Source organism: Saccharopolyspora sp. NPDC002376 (assembly GCF_053593195.1).
Map to the genome: position 1 here is coordinate 40,509 of NZ_JBSFBZ010000031.1, position 26,707 is coordinate 67,215.

General features: G+C 69.8%; 25 protein-coding genes. 12 read left to right on the forward strand and 13 right to left on the reverse strand.

Annotation, left to right across the window (positions count from 1 at the left end):
• Window positions 1–34 precede the first annotated feature (34 nt).
• Window positions 35–1,315: an MFS transporter gene (locus ACWCO2_RS21110; RefSeq protein WP_450129456.1), complete on the reverse strand. Its 1,281-nt coding sequence runs from the start codon at window positions 1,313–1,315 to the stop codon at window positions 35–37.
• 69 nt (window positions 1,316–1,384) lie between these two features.
• On the opposite strand from ACWCO2_RS21110, the gene ACWCO2_RS21115 reads away from it, so the two are divergent.
• From ACWCO2_RS21115 to ACWCO2_RS21125, 3 genes are all read left to right on the forward strand, one after another.
• Window positions 1,385–2,104 carry a GntR family transcriptional regulator gene (locus tag ACWCO2_RS21115; protein ID WP_450129457.1) on the forward strand — a complete coding sequence of 240 codons (720 nt, stop codon included), beginning with the start codon at window positions 1,385–1,387 and terminating at the stop codon, window positions 2,102–2,104.
• Between the two features lie 142 nt (window positions 2,105–2,246).
• On the forward strand, window positions 2,247–3,215 hold the full coding sequence (locus ACWCO2_RS21120; RefSeq protein WP_450129458.1) for a helix-turn-helix domain-containing protein: 969 nt from the start codon (window positions 2,247–2,249) through the stop codon (window positions 3,213–3,215).
• On the forward strand, window positions 3,205–3,489 hold the full coding sequence (locus ACWCO2_RS21125; RefSeq protein WP_450129459.1) for a VOC family protein: 285 nt from the start codon (window positions 3,205–3,207) through the stop codon (window positions 3,487–3,489). Before ACWCO2_RS21120 ends, ACWCO2_RS21125 begins: the two co-directional genes overlap by 11 nt.
• A gap of 59 nt (window positions 3,490–3,548) precedes the next feature.
• On the opposite strand, the gene ACWCO2_RS21130 is transcribed toward ACWCO2_RS21125, so the two are convergent.
• The 3 genes from ACWCO2_RS21130 to ACWCO2_RS21140 all read right to left on the reverse strand — a co-directional run bounded on the left by ACWCO2_RS21130 (window position 3,549) and on the right by ACWCO2_RS21140 (window position 6,031).
• Window positions 3,549–4,703: an SPFH domain-containing protein gene (locus tag ACWCO2_RS21130; RefSeq protein WP_450129460.1), complete on the reverse strand. Its 1,155-nt coding sequence runs from the start codon at window positions 4,701–4,703 to the stop codon at window positions 3,549–3,551.
• Between the two features lie 4 nt (window positions 4,704–4,707).
• Window positions 4,708–5,139: an NfeD family protein gene (locus ACWCO2_RS21135; RefSeq protein ID WP_450129461.1), complete on the reverse strand. Its 432-nt coding sequence runs from the start codon at window positions 5,137–5,139 to the stop codon at window positions 4,708–4,710.
• A gap of 76 nt (window positions 5,140–5,215) precedes the next feature.
• Window positions 5,216–6,031 (reverse strand): DUF3097 domain-containing protein, encoded by an 816-nt coding sequence (locus ACWCO2_RS21140; protein ID WP_450129462.1) that lies wholly within the window; start codon window positions 6,029–6,031, stop codon window positions 5,216–5,218.
• 145 nt (window positions 6,032–6,176) lie between these two features.
• Here ACWCO2_RS21140 and ACWCO2_RS21145 point away from each other — a divergent pair, with 145 nt between their 5' ends.
• Complete coding sequence (locus ACWCO2_RS21145; RefSeq protein WP_450129463.1) at window positions 6,177–6,950, forward strand: hypothetical protein; 774 nt, start codon at window positions 6,177–6,179, stop codon at window positions 6,948–6,950.
• Between the two features lie 85 nt (window positions 6,951–7,035).
• Here ACWCO2_RS21145 and ilvA read toward each other — a convergent pair whose 3' ends face one another.
• A complete protein-coding gene (gene ilvA, locus ACWCO2_RS21150) occupies window positions 7,036–8,286 on the reverse strand; it encodes a threonine ammonia-lyase IlvA (RefSeq protein WP_450129464.1) in 1,251 nt (416 codons plus the stop codon).
• 98 nt (window positions 8,287–8,384) lie between these two features.
• Here ilvA and ACWCO2_RS21155 point away from each other — a divergent pair, with 98 nt between their 5' ends.
• A complete protein-coding gene (locus ACWCO2_RS21155; RefSeq protein WP_450129465.1) occupies window positions 8,385–9,200 on the forward strand; it encodes a universal stress protein in 816 nt (271 codons plus the stop codon).
• Between the two features lie 4 nt (window positions 9,201–9,204).
• Here ACWCO2_RS21155 and ACWCO2_RS21160 read toward each other — a convergent pair whose 3' ends face one another.
• A complete protein-coding gene (locus ACWCO2_RS21160; protein WP_450129466.1) occupies window positions 9,205–9,603 on the reverse strand; it encodes a DUF5313 family protein in 399 nt (132 codons plus the stop codon).
• A gap of 165 nt (window positions 9,604–9,768) precedes the next feature.
• On the opposite strand from ACWCO2_RS21160, the gene ACWCO2_RS21165 reads away from it, so the two are divergent.
• From ACWCO2_RS21165 to ACWCO2_RS21195, 7 genes are all read left to right on the forward strand, one after another.
• Window positions 9,769–11,055 carry a lactate racemase domain-containing protein gene (locus ACWCO2_RS21165; protein WP_450129467.1) on the forward strand — a complete coding sequence of 429 codons (1,287 nt, stop codon included), beginning with the start codon at window positions 9,769–9,771 and terminating at the stop codon, window positions 11,053–11,055.
• Between the two features lie 181 nt (window positions 11,056–11,236).
• Window positions 11,237–11,788: a GNAT family N-acetyltransferase gene (locus ACWCO2_RS21170; RefSeq protein WP_450129468.1), complete on the forward strand. Its 552-nt coding sequence runs from the start codon at window positions 11,237–11,239 to the stop codon at window positions 11,786–11,788.
• A gap of 103 nt (window positions 11,789–11,891) precedes the next feature.
• Window positions 11,892–13,454, forward strand: coding sequence for an LCP family protein (locus tag ACWCO2_RS21175; RefSeq protein ID WP_450129469.1), 1,563 nt, complete (start codon window positions 11,892–11,894; stop codon window positions 13,452–13,454).
• 558 nt (window positions 13,455–14,012) lie between these two features.
• A complete protein-coding gene (locus tag ACWCO2_RS21180; RefSeq protein WP_450129470.1) occupies window positions 14,013–14,645 on the forward strand; it encodes a carbonic anhydrase in 633 nt (210 codons plus the stop codon).
• 125 nt (window positions 14,646–14,770) lie between these two features.
• Window positions 14,771–17,152: a wax ester/triacylglycerol synthase domain-containing protein gene (locus tag ACWCO2_RS21185; RefSeq protein WP_450129471.1), complete on the forward strand. Its 2,382-nt coding sequence runs from the start codon at window positions 14,771–14,773 to the stop codon at window positions 17,150–17,152.
• The gene (locus ACWCO2_RS21190) at window positions 17,149–18,063 is read left to right on the forward strand and encodes a DMT family transporter (RefSeq protein ID WP_450129472.1); all 915 of its coding nucleotides are present in this window, start codon (window positions 17,149–17,151) and stop codon (window positions 18,061–18,063) included. The genes ACWCO2_RS21185 and ACWCO2_RS21190 overlap by 4 nt, the downstream gene beginning before the upstream one ends.
• Window positions 18,054–18,779, forward strand: a complete 726-nt coding sequence (locus tag ACWCO2_RS21195) for an SDR family NAD(P)-dependent oxidoreductase (RefSeq protein WP_450129473.1) — start codon at window positions 18,054–18,056, stop codon at window positions 18,777–18,779. Before ACWCO2_RS21190 ends, ACWCO2_RS21195 begins: the two co-directional genes overlap by 10 nt.
• Here ACWCO2_RS21195 and hpnH read toward each other — a convergent pair.
• Genes hpnH through hpnC form a run of 7 tightly spaced genes read right to left on the reverse strand, consistent with a single transcriptional unit; the run spans window position 18,776 to window position 26,425 of the window.
• Window positions 18,776–19,777, reverse strand: coding sequence for an adenosyl-hopene transferase HpnH (gene hpnH, locus ACWCO2_RS21200; RefSeq protein ID WP_450129474.1), 1,002 nt, complete (start codon window positions 19,775–19,777; stop codon window positions 18,776–18,778). The genes ACWCO2_RS21195 and hpnH overlap by 4 nt on opposite strands.
• Complete coding sequence (locus ACWCO2_RS21205; RefSeq protein ID WP_450129475.1) at window positions 19,778–20,380, reverse strand: phosphorylase family protein; 603 nt, start codon at window positions 20,378–20,380, stop codon at window positions 19,778–19,780.
• Window position 20,381: 1 nt separating this feature from the next.
• Entirely contained in the window at window positions 20,382–22,292 is a 1,911-nt protein-coding gene (shc, locus tag ACWCO2_RS21210; protein WP_450129476.1) for a squalene--hopene cyclase, read from the reverse strand.
• A complete protein-coding gene (locus ACWCO2_RS21215) occupies window positions 22,289–23,302 on the reverse strand; it encodes a polyprenyl synthetase family protein (RefSeq protein WP_450129477.1) in 1,014 nt (337 codons plus the stop codon). Before ACWCO2_RS21215 ends, shc begins: the two co-directional genes overlap by 4 nt.
• Window positions 23,299–24,660 (reverse strand): hydroxysqualene dehydroxylase HpnE, encoded by a 1,362-nt coding sequence (gene hpnE, locus ACWCO2_RS21220; RefSeq protein WP_450129478.1) that lies wholly within the window; start codon window positions 24,658–24,660, stop codon window positions 23,299–23,301. Before hpnE ends, ACWCO2_RS21215 begins: the two co-directional genes overlap by 4 nt.
• Window positions 24,657–25,520 carry a presqualene diphosphate synthase HpnD gene (gene hpnD / locus ACWCO2_RS21225; protein WP_450129479.1) on the reverse strand — a complete coding sequence of 288 codons (864 nt, stop codon included), beginning with the start codon at window positions 25,518–25,520 and terminating at the stop codon, window positions 24,657–24,659. The genes hpnE and hpnD overlap by 4 nt, the downstream gene beginning before the upstream one ends.
• A complete protein-coding gene (gene hpnC, locus ACWCO2_RS21230; RefSeq protein WP_450129480.1) occupies window positions 25,517–26,425 on the reverse strand; it encodes a squalene synthase HpnC in 909 nt (302 codons plus the stop codon). The genes hpnD and hpnC overlap by 4 nt, the downstream gene beginning before the upstream one ends.
• Window positions 26,426–26,707: the final 282 nt, after the last annotated feature.

Below are 26,707 nucleotides of genomic sequence, written 5' to 3' on the forward strand. Positions count from 1 at the left end.
ACCACGCTCCCGCGAGCGCGTCGAAGCCCGGGTATCAGGCCGCCGAGCTGCGGTCGCGAAGCCACCACTGCGCGAAGGTGCCCACCGCCACCAGCGCCAGCACCGGCAGGAACGCCCAGCGGTAGGCCTGCGCCGCGGGCAGGAACGACACGAGCTGCAACACCACGCCCACCAGCAGCTGGATCATCACCGACGCGCTGAACCCGCCCATGTTGACCACGCCCGAGGCGGTCCCCGAGCGGTGCTCGGCGTTGGCCATCCGCGCTCCGTCGAAGGCCAGCATCGCCGCACCACCGCCGACGCCGATGACCACCAGCACGACCACCAGCAGCGGCATCGGCAGCACGCCGGGCCAGAGCACCATCAGCGCCCACACCGCCGCAACGGCGCAGGACATCGCGAAGCTGAACCTGTCACGCCGCACCGGGTGCCCGGAGACGAACTGGCCCGCGAACCACGACCCCGCGATGAAGCCCACCACGCTGATCAGCAGCAACGACCCGACCTCGGCCTGGCCGTGCCCCTGCGACTGGGTCAGCCACGGACCACCCCACAGCGTGGTGATCGCGACGAACTGCGCCATCAGCACGAAGTGCACCCAGAAGGAGTGCTTGGTGCCCCGCTGCGCGACGACGTGGCGCAGCGTGTGCGCGATCCGTTCCCGCTCCGGCGCCGGTTCGCTCGAGACCGCGGCGTGGCCCGGCCGATCGCGGATCGCCAGCCCGGCGACGAGCGCCAGCGCCGCGGTCAGCACGGCCGCCCCGGCGAAGGTGGGCACCCAGCCGATGCTGTGCAGAGCCAGCCCCAGCGGCAGCGTGGAGACCACCTGCCCCAGACCACCGGCCAGACCGGTGACCGCCGCGACCTTGCCGAACCGGTGCGGCGGGAACCAGTGCGCGGCCAGCCGCAGCACGTTGGTGAACATGAACGCGTCGCCGAAGCCGATCAGCATCCGGCCGGCGATGCCGCCGACGATCGAGCCGCTCACCGCGAACACCGCCGACCCCGCGGCCAGCGACACCATGCCACCGGTGATCACCTTCCGCGGCCCCAACCGGTCGGCCAGCAGCCCGGACGGCACCTGCATCACCAGGTAGATGCCCAGTTGAAGCGCCGAGAACAGCGACAGCATCGCCGGACCCATGTCGAAGCGCTGCATCGCTTCCGGCGCGGCCACGCCGAGGCTGGCGCGATGGAACAGCGCCGCGCAGTAGCAGATCGCGCCGATCCCCCACACCAACCACGCCTTACGCGATGAGGTGCCGTGATCGGCCCGCGTTTCGGCGGGAGGCGGGGCGGTGACCGTGCCGGACAACTCGAAACTCCTTTCGGGGAAAGCTTGTATTCATCTTAGATACAAGATGGGTGGAAGTACGATGACCTCGTGTCGAGCGCAACACCACGCGAAACCGTGTCCTCCACCACTCCCACCCCGGACAACCGCCCCGAGGCGCCCGCCGCCGACCGCGCCTACCAGCACGTCAAGGCCGGTCTCCTGGACGGCAGCTACCCGGACGGCGAACTGCTGTCCGAGGGCGAAGTGGCCAGCGCACTGCAGATGTCCCGCACGCCGGTGCGCGAGGCCTTCCTGCGCCTGCAGGCCGAAGGATTCCTGCGCCTCTACCCCAAGCGTGGTGCTCTCGTCGTGCCGGTGACGGCCACCGAAGCCCATGCCGTGGTGGAAGCCCGCCTGGCACTGGAGAGCTTCGCCATCGACAAGCTCGCCATGCAGGGCCACGACGCGATGACCGCCGTCGGCGAACAACTCGCCGAGCACCCGGCCTGCGACACCGCCGAGCTCAGCGACGCCGACATGCACGAAACCGACCGCGCCTTCCACGCCACGCTGGTCGCCGCGGCGGGCAACCCCGTGGTCGCGGACCTCTACAACGCCCTGCGAGACAAGCAGATGCGCATCACCGCCATGGCCCGCACCCACACCACCCGTCCCCGGATCACCCACCAGCACGCCCAGGTTGCGGCAGCGCTGCGGGACGGCGACGCGAAACTGGCCAAGTACCGGCTGCGCGAGCACCTGCTCGGCACGGTCCGCGCCTTCGGCATCGCCGGCGGCCCCTACCTCGATCCCGACTCCACCTTCTGAAGCCGTTTTATCCAGGACTTCCCGTTCTCGCTGCGGTCACGTTGGGTTAATTTCATTCGACGCTGAAGTAATCAATGTAATTGAACTACGTCGTGCGCGTTTCCCGACCACGGATGCGGAGCCGACCCCCTAACCTCGGGGCGTGACTCCGTCGCAGTTCGTCAAGTCGACGCCGCCGCCCCAGCTGCGGGCGATGATCAGCGATATCAGCGGATATCGGGTGCACTCCGCGCCTGGCGTGCACCGCGGGCTCCCCTCCTCCAACCTGACGCTGATCATCGCGCTGGACGAGACCGTGGACGTCAGCTTCGAGACCGGTCCCCAGGTCTCCTACACCGCGCTCGTCGGCGGGCTGCACAGCAAGCACACGCAGGTCGAGCACGGCGAACTCCAGCACGGCATCCAGCTCGGCCTCACCCCGCTGGGCGCCCGCGCCCTGCTGGGCGCCCGCGCCCTGCTGGGCGTTCCCGCCGGGGAACTCGCCGACACCGGCATCCACCTGTCCGATGTGCTCGGCCCAGCCGCGGGCGAACTCACCGAGCGGCTGCGTTCGGCGAGCACCTGGAGCGACCGCTTCGACCTCCTCTGCGGCGCCCTCCACCGGCTCGCCTCCCCGGCCGCTTTGCCCTCTGCCGAACTCGGCTGGATCTGGCGGCGGATGACCGCGACCGACGGACACGTCCCCGTCTCGGCTCTGGCTGATGAGGTCGGCTGGAGCCGCCAGCACCTCGGTGCGCGGTTCCGCCGCGAGTTCGGCCTCTCCCCCAAGCTGCTCGGCCGCGTGATGCGCTTCCAGAGCGCACGACGCCGGCTCATCGCCGGCAACCCGGCCAGCCTCGCCGACATCGCCGCCGCCTGCGGGTACTCCGACCAAGCCCACTTCAACCGGGACTGGCGGGAGTTCACCGGGGTCGCCCCGTCGCAGTGGATCGCCGAGGAGCTTCCATTCATCCAAGGCGCGACGCACCTCGGCTACGCATACTCGGGCCATGGCGACGAACACGACGCGAACCGGGATCTGGCCCCTGGTCCCCTACCTCGACAAGAAAGCGGGCATCCGATTCCTGGTCGAGGCGTTCGGCTTCGAAGAAGCCCTGATCGTGCCCGGTGACGACGGCCGGATCGTGCACGCCGAACTCCGCTGGCCGCACGGTGGCGGCATCATGATCGGCACTTGCGACCCGGAAAGCCCGTTCGCCCAGCAGAAGGGCTCGGCGAGCAACTACGTGGTCACCGATGAGCCCGACGCGCTGTACGAGCGAGCCCTGGCCGCCGGCGCCGAATCCCTCTACCAGCCCCAGGACCAGGACTACGGGTCACGCGACTTCGTGGTCCGCGACCCCGAAGGCAACATCTGGAGCTTCGGGACCTACACGGGCAGCTGACCCCGGAAACGTCTTGAGGGCGCCCGCTGGAAGCGGACGCCCTCAACAACTCACTTAGCTCAGCTGGACGGCTCCGGCGGCGTGATCTGGCCGCCGAGCGACGGGCTCGGCACCTCCTTGCGCGCCACTGCCTCGGCGGCGCGGACCGCCTCAGCGACCTCCGGAGTGGTGGAGGTGTCGAACCAGGACTTGACCGACTCCTCTTCCTCCTCCGGCACCGAAGCCGGCGGCTCCTCCTTCGGCGGCTCGTAGCGGAAGACGCCGTCGTCGCCGGGCGCGCCGAGCATCTTCGCGAAGCCCTCGAGGGACTTGCCGAACTCGCTGGGCACCACCCACACCTTGTTGGAGTCGCCCTGCGCCATCTGCGGCAGCGTCTGCAGGTACTGGTAGGCCAGCAGCTCCGGCGTCGGCTTGCCGCGCTTGACCGCCGCGAAGACCTTCTCGATCGCCTTGGCCTGACCCTGCGCCTGCAAGTAGCGACTGGCCCGCTCACCCTGCGCGCGCAGGATGCTGGACTGCCGGTCGGCCTCGGCGGACAGGATCGCCGCCTGCTTCTGGCCCTCGGCTGCCAGGATCGCCGCCTGCTTCTGGCCTTCAGCGGTCTTGATCGACGACTCCCGAGCACCCTCGGCGTTGAGGATCATCGCGCGCTTCTCCCGGTCGGCGCGCATCTGCTTCTCCATCGAATCCTGGATCGACGGCGGCGGGTCGATGGCCTTCAGCTCAACCCGGGCGACCCGGATGCCCCACCGGCCGGTCTCCTGGTCCAGCACCCCGCGCAGCTGCGTGTTGATCGCGTCGCGGGAGGTCAGCGTCTCCTCCAGGCTCATCGCGCCGACCACGTTGCGCAGCGTGGTCGTGGTCAACTGCTCCACCGCGACGATGTAGTTGGAGATCTCGTAGACCGCCGAGCGCGAGTCGGTGACCTGGAAATACACCACGGTGTCGATCGATACCGTCAGGTTGTCCTGGGTGATCACCGGCTGCGGCGGGAACGACACGACCTGCTCGCGCAGGTCGATCCGGGCGCGAACCCGGTCCAGGAAGGGCGCCAGGAAGTTCAGCCCCGGCTCGGCCACCGAGCGGAACTTGCCGAGGCGTTCGATCACGGCCGACTGGGCCTGCGGCACCACCATCACCGACTTCACAGCGATGATCAGCACCAGCAGCACCACGACCACCAGAACGATAAGTCCGCTCAACTCCACCCTCATCTCCTCACGGCTCGGCCGACACCACTGCCGTCGCCCCCGCGATCTCCATCACGGTGACCGTCTGACCTGCCTCGATAACCTGCGTCTCGTCCATCGCCCGCGCCGACCACAGCGCACCGTCGATGCGCACCCGCCCACCATGGACGTCCACAGTGGATTCTGCCACCGCTCTCTTGCCCACGAGGGCGTCCACATTGGTCTTGATCTCCAGGGGGTGGTGCAGCCGCCGCTTCAGCGCGGGGCGCGCGACGAAGATCAAGCCCAGCCCCAGAATCGCGAAGACCGCAGCATCCACCGCCAGCGGTGCGCCCAGAGCGGACGAGCCAGCAGCACCCAACGCTGCGGCGCCGAGCATCACCAGGACGAACTCGCCGGAGAGGACCTCAGCAGCGACGAGCAGCACCCCGGCGATCAACCACATCAACGCGGGCGTCATACCTCCATGGTGGCAGACCGCACAGGACCGCGAGACCAGATTCCCTCGGTGTGATCAACGTGTGACTTTGTCCGGTTCAGCGCCCCGCCGAATCCGCCGTCACGAAGTCGATCAGCTGCTCCACCGCAGCCAGCAGCGGCGCCTCGACATCGCGGAACCCCGACACCGCGGCCAGCACTCGACGCCACCCGTCGGCCGGCTCGCCCCAGCTCAGCTGCGCGCACACGCCCTGCTTCCAGTCGGTACCGCGCGGCACCTTCGGCCAGGCCGGGATGCCCACCGCCTGCGGCTTGACCGCCTCCCAGATGTCCACGAACGGGTGACCGGTGACGAGCACGTGCGGGTCGTCGATGCCCTCGATCAACCGGGATTCCTTGCTACCGGTCACCAGGTGGTCGACCAGCACCCCCACCCGGCGCCCGGGCTCGGGGCCGAACTCGGCGAGCAAACCGGGCAGGTCGTCCACGCCGTGCAACGGCTCCACCACGACACCCTCAACCCGCAGGTCGTGGCCCCAGATCCGCTCCACCAGCTCGGCGTCATGCAGGCCTTCCACCCAGATCCGGCTGCCGCGAGCCGTGCGCGCCCGCAGTCCTTCGACGCGTACTGAACCTGACGCCGACCGGGTCGGCTTCCTCTGGGCCGCGGCACGCACCGGCACCAGCGTCGCCGGCTTGCCCTCGAAGAGGAACGCCGCCGGGCGTAACGGGAACAGCCGCTGCTTGCCATGGCGGTCCTCGAGCACCACGTTGTTCTTCTCCACCCGCAGCACCGCCCCGCAGAACCCGCTGGCCGGGTCTTCGACCACCAGGCCCGGTTCGGCGGGGATCTCGGGCACCTTCTTGCGCCGCGGGCCCGCGAGGACGTCCTTGCCGTAGTCAAACGAACGCACGAGGTGTGACCGTAATCCGATCGGTCGATCCTCGGGGGGCGGCGCGCCGCACCGAGCAGATCACACTCGCCCTCCCCCACCCCCCGGCGCGGATTCCGCGACCGGGTCCGTACTCTCTCTCGACGTGCCTTGCCCAAGCGCCACGATGGTTGTCTGGACGTCCGCCTGGCTGCACGGTGCAGCCGCCTCGGACGACGTGCTCGACGCCCTGCAGACCTGGGCCGAATCCCAGGAATTCCGCGCCGCCGACGAAGATCTGGCCGCACGCCTGGAACTCCCCGGCCCGCACGACACGCCCGCCGGTCCCGCGCTGCTACTGGCGGCGCTGCGCAAGACGGGCGCGACCAACGGCGAGCTGGTGCTGCCGGTTCCCGGCGACGCCCGCGGACTGGGCGGATCGAGCCCGTTCGCCAAGCTGGCCATGCGCACCGGCGAAGCCGTCGTGCTTGCCGAAGCCGGTCTGGGGCTGGTCCCGGAACGCATCGCCGAAGGGATCCTGCGCTGGACGGTGTTCGCCATCAGCGAGCTACCGCCGGCCGAGCACCTGCCGATCGGCGAGGCCGAGCACGGCATGGCCTCGGCGATGCGCGAAGCCGCCACCGCGCTGATCGAACTCGGTGTCGCCAAACAACGTCCGGGCGTGCGCGAGGAGATCGCCGCAACCGTCGCGTCCCGGCCAACCCCCGACTGGCCCGAGGACGTGCCGCAGCGCACCCTGCGGATCCTGCAACGCGCCACCGAGGTCGAAGCGATCCTGTGGGTGGCCACCGACGACTCCCCCGGCGGCGCCCTGTCGGCCTCGGCGATCCGCGCTCGCACCGACGCGCTGCGCCCGCTGTTCGACGCGGTCCGCGCCGCACGCCGCGCCTCGGTCGCCGAGATGGTCCGCGTGCTCGCCGACCGCACAACGCAGTCCTGAAACGACAAGGGCGCTTCCCGTCGAACTGATCGACCGGAAGCGCCCTTGTTCACACCACGCAAAACGAGTGCGCCAATCCGGATGCTCAGACCAGGAACGAGAACAGCGGCGAGCCCGGCGAGACCTGCTCGATCTGCAGCGGGGATTCCTTCATCCGCCGCAGCAGCCCGTCGAGCTCGTCGGCCCGGTCCAGCTCGATGCCCACCAGGGCCGGACCCGTCTCGCGGTTGTTCTTCTTGACGTACTCGAAGACCACGATGTCCTGGCCGTCGTCGAGCACGTCGTCCAGGAAGTGCCGCAGCGCGCCCGGCTCCTGCGGGAAGGTCACCAGGAAGTAGTGCCGCAGCCCCTCGTGCACCAGGGAGCGCTCCACGACCTCCCCGTAACGGCTCAGGTCGTTGTTGCCGCCCGAGACCACGCACACCACCGGTCCCTGCACAGGACGCTCCAGCGGCATCCGGGCCGCTGCACTGGCCAGCGCGCCAGCGGGCTCGGCGATGATGCCGTCGGTCTGGTAGAGGTCGATCATCTCGGTGCACACCGCGCCTTCGGGCACCGCCACGATCTCGTCGACCAGCTCGCGCACCACGCGGTAGCTCAACTCGCCGACGCGCCCGACCGCAGCACCGTCGACGAACGTGTCCACCTCGGGCAGAGCGATCGGCCCGCCCTTGTCCAACGCGGCGCGCATGCTGGAGGCCCCGGCAGGCTCGGCGCCGATCACCCGGACCTCCGGGAAGTGCTCCTTGAGCCACAGCACGACACCTGCGAGCAGCCCACCACCACCGACCGGCACGATCACCGTGTCCACCGGACCGTCGTGCTGCTCGGCGATCTCCAGACCGACGGTGCCCTGCCCGGCGATCGTGCGCGGGTCGTCGAACGGGTGCACGTAGACGGCACCGGTGCTCTCGCTGTCCTGCCGGGACGCCACGCTGGCCTCGTCGAAGGAGCTACCGACGATCACCGGCTCCACCCACTCGCCACCGATCTCGGCGATCCGGCGGCGCTTCTGACGGGGTGTGTTGGCCGGGAGGTACACCCGGCCCTTGATCTGCAGCTCGCGGCAGGCGAAGGCCAAGCCCTGCGCGTGGTTGCCCGCGCTCGCGCACACCACGCCGCGCTCGCGCTCCTCGGAACTCAGCGAGGAAATCAGGTTGTAAGCACCTCGCACCTTGTAGGAGCGGCAGACCTGCATGTCCTCGCGCTTGAAGCGCACCGGTACACCGAGCTCGCCGCTGAGGCGGCCGCTGGTCTCCAACGGCGTGCGCCGGACCACCTGTCGCAGGCGGGTACCGGCTCGGAAGATCGCTGCGGGACTCAACTCTTCGGCCACTTAACGATACTAAAGGCGCAGGTGGATGCAGAGGCGCTCGGGTGCTTCCCCACCACGGAGCGCGCACACTGGCCAGCAGGCGCCTAGGGAGCGGTTCGATGGCCAACAGCAGGCCCGTCGTGGTGGGCGTCGACGGTTCACCGTCGTCGGCGCAGGCAGTGCTGTGGGCGGGTGCGGAAGCGACGCGATCGCTGCACTTGGTGCTGGTCAACGACGATCCGGCCCGCGCGGCACGCTCCGAACAGACCGTTGCCGAACTGGCCGAACGCTGCCGCCGGGCGCGTCCCGAACTGCTCGTCACCGAGGAGGTCGCTACCGGTCACCCGGCTCAGGAGCTGGTTCGCCGGAGTGATGACGCGCAGCTGCTCGTTGTCGGTTCGCACGGGCACGGCGTGTTCCGGGACGTACTGCTCGGCGGGATCAGCACCTCCGTGGCCACGCACGCCCGCTGCCCGGTCGTGGTGGTGCGCGGCATCCCCCGGACGACCGGTCCGGTGGCCGTCGGGGTCGACGACTCGCAGGGAAGCCAGACTGCGCTGCGGCACGCCTTCGACTTCGCGGCCTGCCGACACGAGCGGCTCATCGCGGTGCAGGCGCTGCCGGACGCCTACTTCACCGCCGGCGTCTACCCCCGGCTGGACCCGCAGGAGATCCGCACCCGCGCCGACCTGCACCTGGCCGAACAGCTCGCCGGGTGGTGCGCCGAGCACCCCGATGTCATGGTGCATCGCGACGTAGCCAACCAACACCCGGTCGCGGCCCTGTGCGCGGCAGCCGAGGACGCTCAGCTACTGGTCGTGGGCCGTCGAGGACGCGGTGGCTTCGCCGGACTGATGCTCGGCTCGGTCGCCAACGGCGTCCTGCACCACTCCCCGTGCCCGGTCGCCGTGGTCCGCATCGCGGAACAGCACTGACCCGTCACTCCGGGGGTTGCTGCCGCCAGACCGCCTTGTAGCGCTCGGCGGCGCCAGCATCGCGCTGCCTGCGCACCGCAGAGCCGTGGCCGGGCGGGAAGCCGTAGCGGACCAGCCGCGAATCGACGCTGTCCACCGAGTTGGTCAGCACGATGCGGGCCACCACGAGCAGGCCGAGCAGCAGAGCTCCGGCCGCGATCGGCCACGCCCCGCCGAACACGCCCAGCGCGACGAACAGCGCGGCGCCCAGCGGAATGATCGGGATCAGTCCGCGGACCAGCACCCGCAGCACCCACGTCCGGCAGGTGCCGTCGTGCAGCACCCAACCGCGGTACTGCTCGGGCAGCCTGCCGCCGAACTGGTAGTACAGCCACCGCACGGGGCCCGGACGTTCGATGGACACCCCCGCAGCCTACGTCCCGTCGTTATCAGTGCGACCCCCGACTCGGTCCATTGTGGACCGACGCGGGCCCGGACGAGGCCTTCCACCCGCCTGTTCGACGTGGCACCATCGCGCGGTCGATCGAGCCGACCACCGAGGTCGGCGCGGGGGAGAAGGATCTGCCGCATGTTCAACGTCGAAGCAGTCCGGTTGGCCGGAACCGACATCGAACTACCCAGGATGATCCCGATCGAGCAGCGGTTCGCCGCAGCGGCCGTCGAGGATCTGGAAGGCACCATCCGCAGCCAGGTCGCCGAGCACGACCGCACCAACCCGGTCAGCGGCAAGCGGATCGCGATCACCGCGGGCAGCCGCGGCATCGCCCAGCTCGACCGCATCGTCGCCACCCTGGTCGACGCCCTGGTCGGCTGCGGGGCGAAACCGTTCGTGGTACCCGCGATGGGCAGCCACGGCGGAGGTACCGCGGACGGTCAGCGGCAGGTGCTGGCCGAGTACGGGATCACCGAGGAGAGCATCGGCGCACCGATCATCTCGTCCATGGAGACCGTCGTGGTCACCGAACTCCCGGACGGCACTCCGGTGCACTTCGACGCCGAGGCAGCCCGCGCCGACGGAGTCATCGTGCTCGGTCGCATCAAACCGCACACCGACTACCGCGGCACGCACGAGAGCGGCCTGGCCAAGATGATCGCCATCGGGCTGGGCAAGCACCGCGGCGCGACCACCCTGCACCGGCACGGCTTCGAGGCGTTCCACGCCCTGATCCCGGCCGTGGCCGAGGCAGCGCTCCAGGTGGTCCCGATCGAATTCGGGATGGCCGTGGTGGAGAACGCTTACGAGTGCGTGGCCCGCCTCGAACTGGTCCAGCCCGGTGAGCTGCTGGAGCGCGAGGCGGAACTGCTCGTCGAGGCCAAGCGGCTGATGCCGAAGCTGCTGATGTCCGACATCGACGTGCTGGTGGTCGACGAGATCGGCAAGGACATCAGCGGCGCCGGGATGGACCCCAACATCACCGGCCGCTCCCCGGTCAGCCCCGCGCAGTTCCGCGCCGTGCCGATCAAGCGGGTCGTGGTGCTCGGACTGACCGAGCACACCAACGGCAACGCCTGTGGACTCGGCCTGGCCGACGTGACCACCCAGCGCTGCGTGGACCAGATCGAGTTCGGGTCGTTCTACACCAACTCGCTGACCTCCGGCGTGCCCGACGGCGCCCGGATCCCGATGGCGCTGGCCGACGACCGCGACGCGATCGTCGCCGCGCTGCACATGTCCCGCGGCCCCCACGACCGCCCGGCGAAGGTCGTGCGCATCCGCAACACCCTGTCGATGCCGCACGTCGAGGTCTCCGAGGCGTATGCGCAGGAAGTCGCCGACCACCCGGATCTGACAGCGCTGGGCGAACCGCACGACTGGGACTTCGACGCCACCGGAACCCTCGTCCCGCTGCCCTGATCCCAGCAAGCTGTTCCGAGCCTCAGTTCGTGGCCAGCCGGGTCATTCGCGATTAATTTCGTTCGACACTGAAACAACAGACACTACAGATTTAATGGGGTCGGATCGCCGCTTCGATGCCACCGAGCAGCGGCGGCGGAACTAAAATTGGTGTTCCCCCAGTGCGAAGGCGAGGACCGCCATGCAGCCTCCCTTGACCACCGATCGGTTGATCGTGCGCGCCTGGAGCCCCGGTGACGCCGACGTGCAGGCAGCACTGGCGCTCTACGGCCGTCCCGAGGTGACCGAGTGGCTCACCCCGGTCGTCTCCAACGTCGCCGACCTCGCCGCGATGCGCGCCGTGGTGCACTCCTGGACCGAGTCGCAGCCCAACCTGATCCCGCCGACCGGGCGGTGGGCTATGCAGCGCCGGTCCGACGACGTGGTGGTCGGCGGGCTGGTGCTGCGGATGCTGCCGCCCTACGACCACGACCTCGAACTGACGTGGCAGCTGCGACCCGAGGCATGGGGCTTCGGCTACGCCACCGAGGCGGCGATCGCGCTGCTGCACTGGGCGTTCACCTACGACATCGACGCGGTGTTCGCCCTGGCCCGCCCGGACAACGTGCGAGCGATCTCCACCGCGCAGCGTATCGGCATGGAGTGGGTCGGCGAGACGACCAAGTACTACGACACCGCGCTGCAGGTCTACCGCATCCGCCAGGGCGACCTGCCCGACGCTCCCCCGGCCTGACCGATCGCCGCTGCCCGGCCCGCTGAAATCCACTGTGGATCGCGGTGATGATCATCGTACGTCGCGAAACTAGCCCGTATCGGATGATCTGCCCTCAGCCTCGATGAGTGAGATCCTGGAACGGGTCTTCGACACCCGCACCACCTGGACCCACGCCGCCGGAGGGACCTTGCCGCCCCAGACCAGGACGACCAACCGCCCCGATCCCCCGCGTCGACCGCACCGTCCCCGACCGCACACCGGGGCGCGCGTGGCGGTGACGATGTTGTCGGTGCTGGTGCTGGTGGTCACCGGGTACGGATGGAGCAACTACCGGAACCTGCTCAACGGGCTGACCACCAGCGACGTCACCGACGGCGCGGGGGCCGACGGGGCTACCGACATCCTGCTGGTCGGCATGGACAGCCGCACCGACGCGCACGGCAATCCGCTGCCCGACGACGTGCTCCGCGAGCTGCACGCCGGGGCCAACGACGGGGCGCTGACCGACACGATCATCCTGCTGCACATCCCCAACGACGGGTCCAGCGCATCGGCGTTCTCCTTCCCCCGCGACTCCTACGTGCAGATCCCCGGCCAGGGCCGGCACAAGATCAACTCCGCGTACTCCCGCGGCAAGGGGACCGCGATCGCGTCCGAGACCAGGCGCGGCGTCACCGACCAGTCGCAGCTGGAGCGCGACGGCGACGACGCCGGGCGCAAGCTGCTGGTGCGCACCATCGAACAGCTGACCGGCGTGTCGGTCGACCACTACGCCGAGGTCAACCTGCTCGGATTCTCCCGCATCACCCAGGCCGTCGGCGGTGTGCCGGTGTGCCTGCTGGCGCCGACGCAGGACAGCTACTCGGGCGCGGACTTCAAAGCCGGCCCTCAGACCATCTCCGGCCCTGACGCGCTGGCGTTCGTGCGCCAGCGACACGGCCTGCCGCGCGGGGACCTGGACCGCGTGGTGCGTCAGCAGGCCTTCCTGTCCGGGCTGGCGCAGTCGACGTTCTCCGGAGGTGTGCTGGCCAATCCGGTCCGGTTGCAGAGGCTGATCGGCTCCGTGCAGGACTCGGTGGTGCTGGACCGCGACTGGGACGTGCTCGCCTTCGCCGAGCGGCTGCGCGGCCTGGCCGGTGGCGCGATCCGGTTCACGACGATCCCCATCGAGAACCCCGACTACGAAACCCCGGAGGACGGCCAGGCGATCCTGGTCGACCCCCGCGCGGTCCGCACAGCGGTCACCCAGACCATCGACCCGTCGGCTCCCCCACCACCCGCGTCCTCGAACGAGGAGTCCGGCACGGCCGTAGTGGACGTGTTCAACGCGACGAAGACCGCCGGCCTGGCGCAGAAGGTGCGCTCAGCGCTCTCCAACCGGGGCATTCAGGTCGGCACGGTCGGCAACACCGCTGCCCGCAATTCCTCGACCGTGCAGTACGCCCCGGGTGCCTCGGCCACGGCCAGTCAGGTGGCCTCACAACTCGGAGGCCTGCCCACCGAGGAGAACAGCTCCGTGCCGAGCGGTCACGTCCGAGTCCTCATCGGCAGCGACTACCGAGGCCCGTCAGCACCGCGCTTCGCCCCACCACGAGCAGTGTCGCTGGACGGCCCGGCCCACCAGCAGAGCACCGCGCCCGCCCCCGAAACGATCACCGCCGACGGCATCCCCTGCGTCAACTGAACTCGGCTTCAATCCGGTCCCTGATCCAGGCGGGCGCTAAGGTTCCGCCACCCGCACCGCCACGCAAAACGAGTTCGGAGAACCAGAAAAAAGCTGGTCGGTGGTGGGGCGGCCCCCTCGCCCGCCCCACCACCGACCAGCGCGGCTGGTGGCCACCCCCAGTGACCTCACCGCCAGCCGGTCGGCTTCGGTGCCAGCCTCGGCACCGGTGCTGTCCGGTTGTCGGAAAGCCGCGTGGGGTTCGTCCAGACCTCTGCGCTGGTGGTGCATCGCCGGTCTTCTCGCGAACCGGCGGCTGAAGCTCAACAGCGCCCAGCATCGGCGATTGCCGTGAAGCGCTGGGGTCTGGAACGGTCCACCGCTGGTTGAGACTACGCCGGGGCTCGGTGCGTCGCGAGCTGCCAGCGAGCCCGGGCTGGGCGTGCCCCTCACGCACGACCACCGTTTCAGGGCTGCGGTTTTCACTCGATGCACGGAACCGAGTGGCACTTGTCTCAGACCGCCGGTATCGGGGTTTCGAGCGAGCCGCTTCGAACCTGCGTGCGGTAGCGTTTCCGCATGTCCAACGCATTGCACTCTCCCGCGCAAGCCTACGAAGTGCTGTTGGCAGGCAACCGACGATTCGTCGAGAACACCCTCCAGCACCCAAACCAGGACGCCGACTACCGGGCTTCGCTGGCGCCAGGGCAGCGTCCCTTCGCCGTGCTGTTCGGCTGCTCCGACTCCCGACTGGCCGCCGAGCTCATCTTCGACCAGGGACTCGGTGACCTCTTCGTGGTCCGCACCGCCGGCCAGGTCACCGGTCCCGAGGTGCTGGGCAGCATCGAGTTCGGCGTCGGCGTGCTGGGCACGCCGCTGGTCATCGTGCTCGGTCACGACTCCTGCGGTGCGGTGACCGCGGCCCGCCAGACCGTCATCGAGGGTTCCGCGCCTCCCGGGTTCCTGCGCGACATCGTGGAGCGGGTGACGCCGAGCGTGCTGGCCGCGCGCGTCGAGGGCGGGACCGAAGTCGACGAGATCGTGGACGTGCACATCCAGCGCACCGTCGACCTGCTGCTGGAGCGCTCCACCCTGCTGGCGAAGGAAGTCGAAGAGGGCCGCTGCGCGGTCGTCGGCCTGTGCTACCGCCTCACCGACGGCACCGTCCGCGAGGTCGGCAGCCGCGGACTCCCGGAGCACGCCAAGCCGTAAGGAACCGGGTCTCGTTCGGCGCGGCAGCGGGTTTTCCGCTGCCGCGCCGACTGCTTCGAACGGCTGGAACGGGCTGGTCACGTTAGCCTGCTGGAGCACGCTCCGGGTTGAAGGGATCCAGCCGCGTGACCGTCCAGCCGCGTCGAGTGCTACTGATCAGCGCGACCATCGGTGAGGGGCACAACGCGACCGGCCGGGCTGTTGCGGAGGCCGCCGGTCGGGTGTGGCCGGGATGCGAGGTCGGCTGGCTGGACGCGCTGCGCGCGATGGGCCGCTGGGTGCCGGCCACGTTCAACTGGATCTACGTCACCAACGTCGAGTCCACACCGTGGCTGTACGACTTCTTCTACGACTCGTTGTGGCGGTACCGCTGGTTCGCCAACGCCTCGCGCCGCTTCGTCGGGGCGTGGAGCGGGCGGCTGCTGCGGCAGGCGATCGCCGAGCGCGAACCCGATCTGATCGTCTCGACGTATCCCCTCGGCACGGCGGGACTGGACTGGTTGCGCCGTCGCGGTGAGCTGGACGTCCCGGTGGCTGCCGTGGTGTCGGACTTCTCCCCGCACCCGTTCTGGGTCTACCCCGAGGTCGACCTGCACTACGTGATGAGCGAGGCGAGTCTGCAGGCGATGCGGCGGGCCGAGCCGGACGCGGTGGGAGCCGTTTGCGCGCCGCCGGTGGTCTCGGCGTTCCGGCCCGCAGACCGGGCTGCGGCGCGGCGCAGGTTCGGCTTTCCGGAGTCGGGGTTCATGGCGTTGATCTCGTGCGGTTCGCTCGGGTTCGGTTCGGTGGACCGCGCGGTGGACGCTGCACTGCGCGCTGAGGGCGTGGAGCGGGTGGTGGTCGTCTGCGGTCGCAACGATGCGTTGCGGCAGCGGTTCGCCGCGCGCACTGAGGAGCGGCTGGTCGCGCTGGGCTGGGTGGACGACATGCCAGGTCTGGTGGCCTGCGCGGATGTCGTCGTGACCAACGCTGGTGGGGCCACTGCGCTGGAAGCGGTCGCCTGTGGGCGATCCGTGGTCATGTTCGAGCCGATCGCCGGGCACGGACGGGCCAACGCCGAGTTGATGGCCGACGCCGAGCTGGCCGAGCTGTGCCCACGGGCGACCGACCTGACCGCGACGTTGCGCCGGTGGGCTGCCGAGCCGGACGAACTCGAGCAGCGGGAGCAGCAGGCGCTCAAGCATTGCCAGGTCTCGGATTTCGCTGATCAGGTGGCTGCGTTGGCGCAGCTCCCCCAGCACCGCGGTCGCCGGGCACTGCGCTCGCAGGACGCCTTCTTCGTCTACGCCACCACGCCCGTCGTCGCACAGCACACCGGCGCTGTCCTGCTGTTGGAAGGGCCATCCCAGACCACCCACGATTGGTGCGAGCAGATCGCCGAGCGGATCGAACGACGTGCCTGGCAGTTGCCTTTGCTGACGCGCCGCTTGGTGCTGCGCTGGGCCAGGCGGCCACAGTGGATCCACGACGGCGCCATTGAACCCCGTGAGCACCTGCGCTGCCGCGAGGTTCGAGGCGAACGTGCTGTGGCGGAGGTTCGCGAGGAGTTCTTCAGCACCGCCGTGCGTACTGACCGGCCACCTTGGGAGCTTCTGCTGCTGCGCGAGGCCGATTCCGGCCAGGTGTCCTTGCTGGCGAAGCTGCACCACGCGCTCGGTGACGGTGTCGCCGTGACCAGCACGCTGCTGCGGTTGCTGACCAACGACCCGCACCCGGTTTCGGCTCCTGGTCGAGGTGATCGGCCGAAGTGGCATCAGCGGGCAGGAGTCATTGCACGGGGGTTGGTGAGGCTGGCCGGGGCGGGTCTGGCACCAGCAGGTCCCTGGGCGGGGCACAGCACGCCGAACCGGTCGTTTGACGGGCTGGAACTCCCCGCCGCTGAGGTTCGCGCCTGCGCGCGGCGGTACGGCGTTAGCAGTACGGCACTGCTGCTCGGGGTGGTGGCCGAGTCGCTGCACCAGGCGCTGCCCTCCCCCCGGCCGGGCCAGCGTTTCCGGGTGATGGTGCCGCGCACGGCTCGAACCGGGCGCGGTGGTGTGGGCACCGATGCGCCCGGTAACCACACCGCATCGGTGTCGCTGGACCTTCCCGTTGGCCCGATGCCTGCCGAGCAACGGCTCGCCGCAGTTGCCGCTGAGCTCAGCAAACCGGACCGAACCGGTCAGCCTGCTGCGACCAGTGCTGTACTCGCCGCCCTCGGCCTGTTGCCCGCGCCGCTGCACGCCTGGGCGGTGCGGCGGATCTACCAGCGCCGGTTCTTCAACGCCGTGGTGTCGGTGCTCCCCGGGCAGCGGCGGCCGGCGCACCTGGGGTCTGCGCAGATCGCCGGAGTGCTGCCGGTGTTGTCGCTGGCCGACGGCGTGGGAGTGGCCGTGGGCGCGATCAGCTGGGGTGAGCGCGTCGGTTTCGGGATCACCACGGACACCGAGCTCGCTCCGGACGCCGCGGTGCTGACCGGGTACCTCCGCGATGCTTTCGCCGATCTGCGGACGGGTGATCGGCCGTGAGCTCGAACTCCACGGTGCTGGTGATCGCCGTTCCGGCCGCGATCACCGGGGCTGCGAGCTTCGGTCTGGCCAGCGCCATCCAGCACCGGGTCACCAAGCAGGTGCCCAAGGTGCGGACTCTCAATCCGCGCATGCTGTACGAGCTGGTCCGCAAGCCGATCTGGGTGCTGAGCATCCTCACTGTGCTCGTCGGGTTGTCGCTGCAGGTGGTGGCGCTGGCCTTCGGACCGTTGGTGCTGGTGCAGCCGCTGCTGGTGACGTCGGTGCTGTTCGGGGCCGCGTTCGCCGCGTGGATGGCGCGCCGCAAGATGGACCTGGTGCTCGGACTGGGCGGCCTGGCCTGCGTCGGCGGGCTGTCGGCCTTCCTGGTGCTGGCGCGCCCCTCCGGGCAGAGCAGCGAGTTCACCGGGGCGTCGCTCCTTCCGCTGGCCCTGGCGCTCGGGCTGCTGGTGCTGGTGTCACTGGTGGCGGCCGCGTTGATCCCCGGTGAGGCCGGGGTGATCGGCATGGCGGTGGCCACCGGGGTGTTCTACGGGGTGACCGCCGGGTTGATCAAGGTGGTGGCCGGGCAGTTCCGCACCGGTGGTCTGGCCGAACCGTTCCACCACTGGACGCTCTACGCGGTGTGCGTGATCGGGCCGATGGGCTTCCTGCTCAGCCAGCAGACCTTCCAGCGCGGTCGGCTGATGTCGCCCGCACTTGCGGTGATCACCACGGTGGATCCGCTGGTCGCGGCGGCGATCGGGGTGAATTGGCTGGGCGAGCGGATCGAGTCCTCCCCCGCCATCCTCAGCGGTGAGCTGATCGCCGTGGTCGTCATCATCATCGGCATCGTCGTGCTGACCCGTCGCGGCGAGCAGCTGCGGCGAACGCTCGAGCGCGGCGGCTCTGCGGAGGAGACATGGGGCTGACGTTGCGCGGGCGAACCGCGCTGGTCACGGGTGCTTCGTCGGGCATCGGTGCGGCCACTGCCGTCGAACTGGCGGCTGCCGGATGTCAGCTCGTGCTGGTGGGCCGCGATCAACGACGGCTGTCCGAGGTGGCCGCGCGCACTGGCGGGCAGGCGCTGGCTGCCGAGCTGACCGATCCGGCTGGCCTCGACCGGGTCGTCACCGCGGCGCGGCGGGTGGATCTGCTGGTGCACTGTGCGGGGATCGGGTGGGCCGGTGACCTGGCCTCGATGTCGGCTGAGCAGGCCGAGGCGTTGGCGGCGGTGAACCTGACCGCGCCGATGCTGCTGACCAGCGCGGTGTTGCCGGAGCTGCGTCGGTGTCGCGGCCACGTCGTCTTCGTCTCCTCGATCGCCGTCGTCGGGGTTCGCGGGGAGGAGGTCTACGCAGCGACGAAGGCCGGTGTGCGGACGTTCGCGGAAAGCCTCCGCCACCTCGACGGCATCGGCGTGACCACGGTGTTCCCCGGTGCTGTGCGCACGCCGTTCTTCGCCGGTCGCCACTACGACCGGCGGTTTCCTCGCATGCTCACGCCGGAAGAGGTCGCTGCGGCACTGGTCCGGGGCGTCCAGCACGAGCGTGCCGAGGTCTTCGTCCCCGCCTGGCTCGCAGTGCCCGCCCGTCTGCAGGGCGCATTGCCCGGCCTCTTTCGTGGCCTCGCACGGCGGCTCGGCTAGCCCCGCAGAGCTCGGATCGACTCCCGCAGGGAGCCCATGGTGGCCAGCACAGCAGTGGGTTCGTAGCCGCAGTGCGCCATGCAGTTGGCGCAGCGGGGGTCGTTGCCCCGGCCGTAGCGCGACCAGTCGGTTTCCTCCAGCAGTTCGCGGTAAGTAGCGGCGTAGCCGTCATTCATCAGGTAGCACGGCCGCTGCCAGCCGTAGAGCGAGTACGACGGGATGGCCCACGCCGTGCACTGGAAGTCGACCCTGCCCTCCAGGAAGTCCAGGAACAACGGCGAGTGGTTGAACCGCCACCGGTGTCGGCGGCCATCGGCGAAGACCTTGCCGAACAGCTCTCGCGTTTCCGTCACACCCAGGAAGTGCTCCTGGTCGGGCGCCTTGTCGTAGGCGTAGGCCGGCGAGAGCATCATCTGGTCGACCTTCAAGTCGTTGTTGAGGTAGTCCAGCACCTCGATCACCGACTGCGGGGTGTCGGTGGTGAAGAACGTGGAGTTCGTGGTCACCCGGAAGCCACGCTGCTGGACGTCCTTGATGTTGTCCACCGCCTGCGCGAACACGCCCTTCTTGCACACCGACTCGTCGTGGCGCTCCTCCAGCCCGTCGATGTGCACGGCCCACGCGAAGTATGGCGACGGCTCGAACTTGTCGATCTTGCGGGGCAGCAGCAGCGCGTTGGTGCACAGGTAGACGAACTTCTTGCGCTTGATCAGCTCCTCGACGATGACCTCGATCTCCGGGTGCATCAGCGGTTCTCCCCCGGCGATGGATACCACCGGGGCACCGCACTCCTGCACCGCGGCGAGGGCCTGCTCCACCGGCATCCGCTGCTTGAGCACGTTGGCCGGGTGCTGGATCTTGCCGCAGCCCGCGCACTTGAGGTTGCAGGCGAACAGCGGTTCCAACTCCAGCGTCAGGGCGAACTTCTCGCGGCGGGCCAGCTTCTGCTTGACCAGGTAGGCCCCGACGCGGACCGCTTGGCGCACGGGAATACCCATTCAGGACACCTCCTCTGGTGCGTTCTCCGGTGTCGCGGCGCTGCTCCACCGCGACAGGCAGGAACCGACGGCGTGCAGTCGGGCAAGCGCGGCCAGGGTTCGGCGCGGCGTTCCCAGGCGCAGCAACGGTTGTTCGGCGGTGTCGAGCACGACCCGCACCACCGCGATCCTCCGCGCACCCGCAGCACGTGCGAGCACGGCGGATTCCATGTCGACCGCGAGCGCGCCAGTTCGGGCCAGCTCTGCCCGCTGCGCGCCGCGGACGATGTGCCGGGTGGTGAGGATTGGCCCGCAGTGCACCGGGAATCCGGCGCGGCGCAGTTCCGCGACCAGGGAGGACGTGGAACTGCAGCGGACCGAACCGTCCGGCCCGCGGACCTCATCTGCCACGACCACATCACCGCTGCGCACGTTTTCGCCGATGCCACCGCCGAGACCCGCTACGACGAGCAGGTCGAAGTCCGCCGTGGCGAGCTCGGCTGCGCTGCGTGCACTTCGCCGTGGACCGAATCCCGTGCGGTGCACGGACTTCTGGCCGAGTGCTGCCCTCAGCGCCTGGGCTTCCAGGCCCAGCGGCGCGCAGATCAGCAGCCGTGCGGGCATCTCACTCCCCGGCCTGCTGGTACCTGCCGAGGGCGGTCAACGGGAAGATCACCCGGTACAGGTGGTAGTTGATGTAGAAGTCGCCGGGGAAACCCGTCCCGGTGAACTGCGGCTCGTCCCAACCGCCGTCCTGCCGCTGCGTGCGCGCCAAGTACTGCACACCGCGCTGGACCGCGTCGGACTTGTGCCTATCCAGCGCCAACAGCGCCAACAGCGCCCACCCGGTCTGCGACGCCGTGGAGTCACCGCGGCCGATCCACGCTGGGTCCTTGTAGGAGCGCAGGTCCTCACCCCAACCGCCGTCGGCGTTCTGGTGATTCTCCAACCACCTCGCCGCGCGCTGCAGTGCCTGGTGGTCCGGCTTCAGCCCGGCCCGCACCAGCGCCGGAACAGCCGCACCGGTGCCGTAGACGTGGTTTGCGCCCCAGCGGCCGAACCAGGATCCGTCCTTCTCCTGGTTGCGCAGCAGCCACTTCACGCCGCGCCGTACTACCTCGTCGTCGTGGCCCAGCGTCGCCAGCGCCTCGACGACGTGCGCCGTGACGTCGGCTGACGGCGGGTCGATCACCTCACCGAAGTCGCAGAAAGGCAGCTTGCGCACCAGTTGTCGGGTGTTGTCGGCGTCGAAGGCGCCCCACCCGCCATCGGCCGACTGCATGCCGCGCAGCCAGCGCGTGCCTCGTTCGATCGCCGCCTGCACCGAAACCTTGTCCGGGTGGTCCATGCGGTTCAGCGCCAGCAGCACCTCGGCGGTGTCGTCGATGTCCGGGTAGCCGTCGTTGTCGAACTCGAAAGCCCAACCGCCGCCTGCGGGCAGGTTCGGACGACGCACCGACCAGTCACCCTTGACCCGGATCTCCTCAGCCAGCAGGTAGTCGGTCGCACGGCGCAGCGCCGGGTGTGCGCTGGGCACGCCAGCATCGTGCAGCGCCTGCACGCCGAGCACGGTGTCCCACACCGGTGACTGGCAGGCCTCCAGCCTCCGCACCACGCCGACCGGTGTCTGCTCCCGGATCAGGAACCCTTCCAGCCCGTCCAAACCCTGCCGGAGCACCGGGTGGCTCAGCGGGTAGCCGAGCAGGTTCAGTGCCAGCAGCGAGTACACCCACGGCGGTTGGATGCCGCCCCAAGAGCCGTCCGCCTCCTGCCTCGCCACGATCCACTCCGCGGCGCGGAGCATCGCGTGCTTGCGCAGGGACCGCAATGGACGCTTCTGATAGCGGTGCAGAGCCCGGTCCAGCACGTGGAACCCGTACTTCCAGGAGAACTCGGGACGAGTGCGCGCACTGCCCCGACCGGTGCGAAGCTCGCTGACCGTGATGCCCAGGTCCCGACGCGGCCGCAGCGTGCACACGACCGTCAGCGGCACCACCGTCTGGCGGGCCCAGCACCCCCAGTCCGCCACGTTCAGCGGGAACCAGTTGGGCAGCAGCACGACCTCGGGAGGCATGGCGGGCAGCTCGTCCCAGGACCACTCGCCGAACAGCGCCAGCCAGATGCGGGTGAACACCCGGGTGGCCTCCAGCCCGCCCTGCTCCAGGATCCAGTTGCGCGCGGCGACCATGTGCTCGGCGTCGACGTCGTCGCCCGCGAGCTTGAGCGCGGTGTAGGCCTCCGCAGTGGTGGACAGGTCTCCCGGCCCGCCGTGGAAGTTCGCCCAGGTGCCGTCGCGACGCTGCTGGGAGCGGATCCAGCGCGCGGCCTGCTCGGTCTCCACCGCGGTGCGGATGCCGAGGAACTGCCGCAGCAGCAGGTCCTCGACGTCCATGGTCACGTTGGTCTCCAGCTCGCCCTTCCACCAGCCGTCGGGGTGCTGCCGGGACAGCAGGTGGTCGCGGGCGGCGACCAGCGCGGTCCGCGGGTCGGGGATCACGACCGCGCGGGTGGGCTGCTTCTGCAACTGATCGGTCAAAGCTTCCTCCGTACGACGAACGCGGCGAGTTCGGTCAACGCCTCGGTGGCGTCCTGCGGACCGCTCGGCAGGTGTTCACCGGCAGCAGCCAACCGGCGCTGGCACTCCCGGTGGGTCCAGTCCGCCGACCCGGCGCGCTGCACCATCTCGGCGGCTTCGTGCAGCTGCTGCTCGGTGAGCGGTTCGGGCTGGGCGTACAGCTCGCGCAGGCGTTCGCCCGCGGCGGTTCCCGAGTTCAGCGCGTGCACCACGGGAACGGTCTTCTTGCGGGCGCGCAGGTCCGACAAAACCGGTTTGCCGGTGATCTCCGGGTCTCCCCACAGCCCGAGGAGGTCGTCGACCAGCTGGAAGGCCATCCCCAGCTCGGTGCCGAAGGTGTGCAGCCCGAACACCGTCTCCTGCGGTGCCCCGGCGATGAGCGCGCCGATCGAGCTCGCGCAGGCCAGCAGCGCGGCGGTCTTGTCGTGCGCCATGCGCAGGCATTCGTCCAGCGTCACGTCGTGGCGGTGCTCGAAGTCCAGGTCCGCGGCCTGCCCTGCGATAAGAACCCGGGTGGTGGCCGACAGCGACCGGGCCGCGGCGGTGGCGTGCGGGGAGCTCGAGTCCAGCAACACCTCGGTGGCCAGCGCGAGCAGCGCGTCCCCGGCCAGCAGTGCGGCGGGGCGACCGAAGACCGTCCAGGCCGTGGGCCGGTGGCGGCGGGAGGTGTCGCCGTCCATCACGTCGTCGTGCAGCAGCGAGAAGTTGTGCACCAGCTCGACCGCCGCAGCGGCCGCGACGGCCTGATCAGCTGCCCCCGGCGGGCGCACGCACTGCGCGGACAGCAGCACCATCGCCGGGCGCAGGGCCTTTCCGCCACCGCCCTCCGGAGCGCCGTCGGCGCCTCGCCAGCCGAGGTGGTACTCGCACACGCGGCGGGTGTCCGGGTCGAGCTGTGCGACCGCGCGGCGCAGCGCGGGATCCACCGCTTCCCGTGCGGTAAGCAGGACTGGCGGCAGAACTGTCGTCATGCGGTCACCTCCACTCCGCGTTGCCAGCGCTGGACCGCGGCCACCACCTCGGCCGCGCGCGCACCGCTGCGCACCGCGCCTTCCGTGGTGTCCGGCCAGCCCGTGGCCGTCCACGCTCCGGCCAGCACCAGACCCGGCACCGGGGTGTGCGCATCCGGGCGGATCGCTGCGGTTCCCGGTGCCTGCCGGAAGGTGGCGTTGGGTTCCCGGGTGACGAAGAAGTCGAGCAGCCGGGCCTCGCGGGCGCGCGGGAAGAGCTGCTGCATCGCTGGGACGAACAGCGCGCGCAGGTCCTCGGTGCGCAGGTCGATGTAGTCCTGGGCGGCTGACAGCGAGATCGCCAGGTACTGACCTCGCGTCACTCCGGAGATCGCGCTGCGGTCGAAGACCCACTGCACCGGGGAATCCAGCACCGCGGCCATCCGAAGACCGGTGACCTTCCAGTCGTAGTGCAGGTGCACGTTGACGATCGGTGCGGCCGACAGCTTCGACCACTCCTCGACTCCGGGCACCGGCAGGTCGGCGAGCAGTCCGGCCGCTGCTTGGTGTGGAACCGCCACGACCACTGCGTCCGCCGGCACCTCGCGGGTGTTGCTGCCCGCCTTCGCGAACACGTGAAAACCCTTACCAACGCGTCGGATCGCCCGCACCCGGTATCGCGTCCGGACGCCGACACCGGCGGCCCGCAGCGCTCGGTGGGCGGCGTCGCCGTGCAGCTGCGACAGGGGAACTTGCGGGACGGCGATGTCCGCGCTGTCCCTGCGGTCCAAGACGCCGGTGCGGAAGACCTTGGCAGCCAACAACATCGACGCATCGTCCGGATCTGCGTTGAGCGCGGCCACGCCGAGCAGCCCCCACAGCGCCGTCATCGCGCGCGACGATTCGCCGTGCTGGCGCAGCCATTCGCCGAGGCTGATCTCGTCCAGTGCCGGATCGGCCGGGTCGAGCATCCGCAGGGCCAGCGACGTGCGCGCCAGCCTCGCGCGCTGGGCCGCGGTCAGCTGCCGGTACCCCAACAGCGCGGGGAGCAAGTGCCCTGGTGCGGGCAGGTTCCAGCGGCGCAGGCGAGATGCGCGGCCGTTCGCGCTGAGCACCGGGACCTCGAAGCGGTGCTGCATGCGGATCGAATCCTGCACCCCGAGCCGCCGCAACAGGTCGATGTATTCGGTGTAGCAGCGCAGGAAGACGTGCTGGCCGGTGTCCACGACCAGATCGCCGCGCAGGAACGAGTAGGTAGCGCCGCCGAGCCTCGCCCGCGTCTCCAGCAGCTCGACCGCGAAACCCGCCTCGGCCAAGTCCAGCGCCGCGGTCACCCCTGCCAGCCCGCCGCCGACCACCACCACGCGCCCGCGGCTCACGGCGCCATCCCCGCCAGGGAACGTGCCGCGACCCCCGCCTTGCGCCAGCCCGACAGCGAGGTCCGCTGGTTCAGCGCGGCCCCCGGATCAGCGGCGATGCGCGCCAGCAGCTCGTGGTAGATACCCGCCATCGACGCGCAGCATGCCCGGCTGCGCCGATCCAGCATCGGCAACAGGAGGAGCCCCTCGCCGTACCACTGCTCGGCGCGCGCGGCCTGGAAGCGGATCAGCGACGACCAGCGCTGGTGGTCCTCGACGAGTCCGTTCCCCGGTTCCAACCGGACGCCGAAGCGCTCCAGGTCCTCGGACGGCAGGTAGACGCGTCCTTCTAGCTGGTCCTCCCGGACGTCGCGCAGGATGTTGGTCAGCTGCAGAGCAACACCGAGCACGTCCGCACGTCGTTCGGCCGTGGCCTGGTCAACCGCACCGAACACGCCCAGTGACAGGCGTCCGATCGATCCGGCGACGCACCGGCAGTAGTGCACCAGCTCGTCGAAGGTCCGGTACCGCGCTCCGCGCACGTCAGCTTCGCAGCCGTCGATCAGCTCGTCGAAGGCCGCCAGCGGCACCGGCAGCCGCTCGGCCGCATCGGCGAGCGCGACCACGACTAGATCCGTCGAATCCGTGCTGGCCGCATGGACGTCCTCGCGCGCTTTGTTGAGCTGCCGCAGCTTGTCCTCGCTCGGCAGGTGCCCGTCCCCGATGTCGTCGATGCGGCGGGCGAAGGCGTAGACCGCCGACAGCGCGCGCCGCTTCGGGCCGGGTAGCAGGCGGATCCCGTAGGAGAAGTTGCGCGCCTGCTCCCGCGTGATCCGCTCGCACTCCAGGTAGGCGTCCCGGATCCGCGCCGATTCGGTCACCACGTGCCTCCCAACACGTACAACCGCCCCCATTCGACGAAGGTGCGCCCCCTTGTCGGCCGCACATCGCTCCCCAGCGGATCGTGGTTGGCCGCCGCGAACGCGGCCGCCGTGGCCCGACCACCGGCCAGGTACCCGGCGACCGCGACCCGCGCCATCCCGGACAGCTGGCCGACCAGCGGTGCACCGGCTTCGAGCATCCGTCGTGCCCGGTCCACTTCGAACTTCACCAGCCCGCGCAGCCTCGTCGGGGCGCGCGTGGCGATGAGGTCCGGCTCCTTGCACCCGAACAGCCGCATGTCGTCGGTCGGCAGGTACACCCGGTCCTGGCGGTAGTCCTCGGCGATGTCCTGGCAGTGCTCCAGGATCTGCAGGGCGCTGCAGATCCGGTCGGACAGCGCGATCAGCGCGGGCTCGGCCCGGCCGAAGACGTGCAGCACCGCTTCCCCGACCGGGTTGGCTGACAACGCGCAGTAGGCGAGCAGGTCGTCGAAGGTCCGGTAGCGGCGCACCTGCTGGTCCTGCCGGTTGGCCTCGATCAACTTGGCCAACACGTCGTGGGGGATGCCGCACTCCGCGACCGTGGCGGTCAGCCCGCGCATGATCGGGATGCGAGCCATGTCCTGGTAGGCGCGGCGGAGGTCGACCTCCAGGAAGTCCAGCAGAGCATCTCGGTTGCCCGGCGCCTCGTCCCCGGCGAAGTCGACGAGCCGGAAGAAGCCGTAGAGCGCGTGCAGGTGCTGTCGCAGGCCGTGCGGCAAGATCCGGGACGCGACCGGGAAGTTCTCCGAACGCATGCGTGCGAGCACCGCCGCACTGCGCGGAAAATCACCCGAACGTGCGCTGGCGTGCGGGTGGTCGGATTCCTCCCCGGACACCGCGCCGTCGGGCAGCGACAGGACCATCAACCCTCCCCCCATACGCCGACAAGGAGGCGTAACCGGCATCGTATGAGCCGCGTTGCAGCACCGCAGGGTGAGCGATGATCCTTCTAAATTCCCGAAATCGCGCCGGTGTTCGAACCTAACGAGGACCCCGAGATCCACATTGGACAAACGATCACGCTGACCACTGTGGACCATCCCACAGCCCTGCCAAACCGGGCATTTGGCCCGCTCAGCACGGGCCTGCACCCCCACTTGACCGGCCGCGCGGCATTCGGGTGGCGGGCATTGACATCCGGGTGA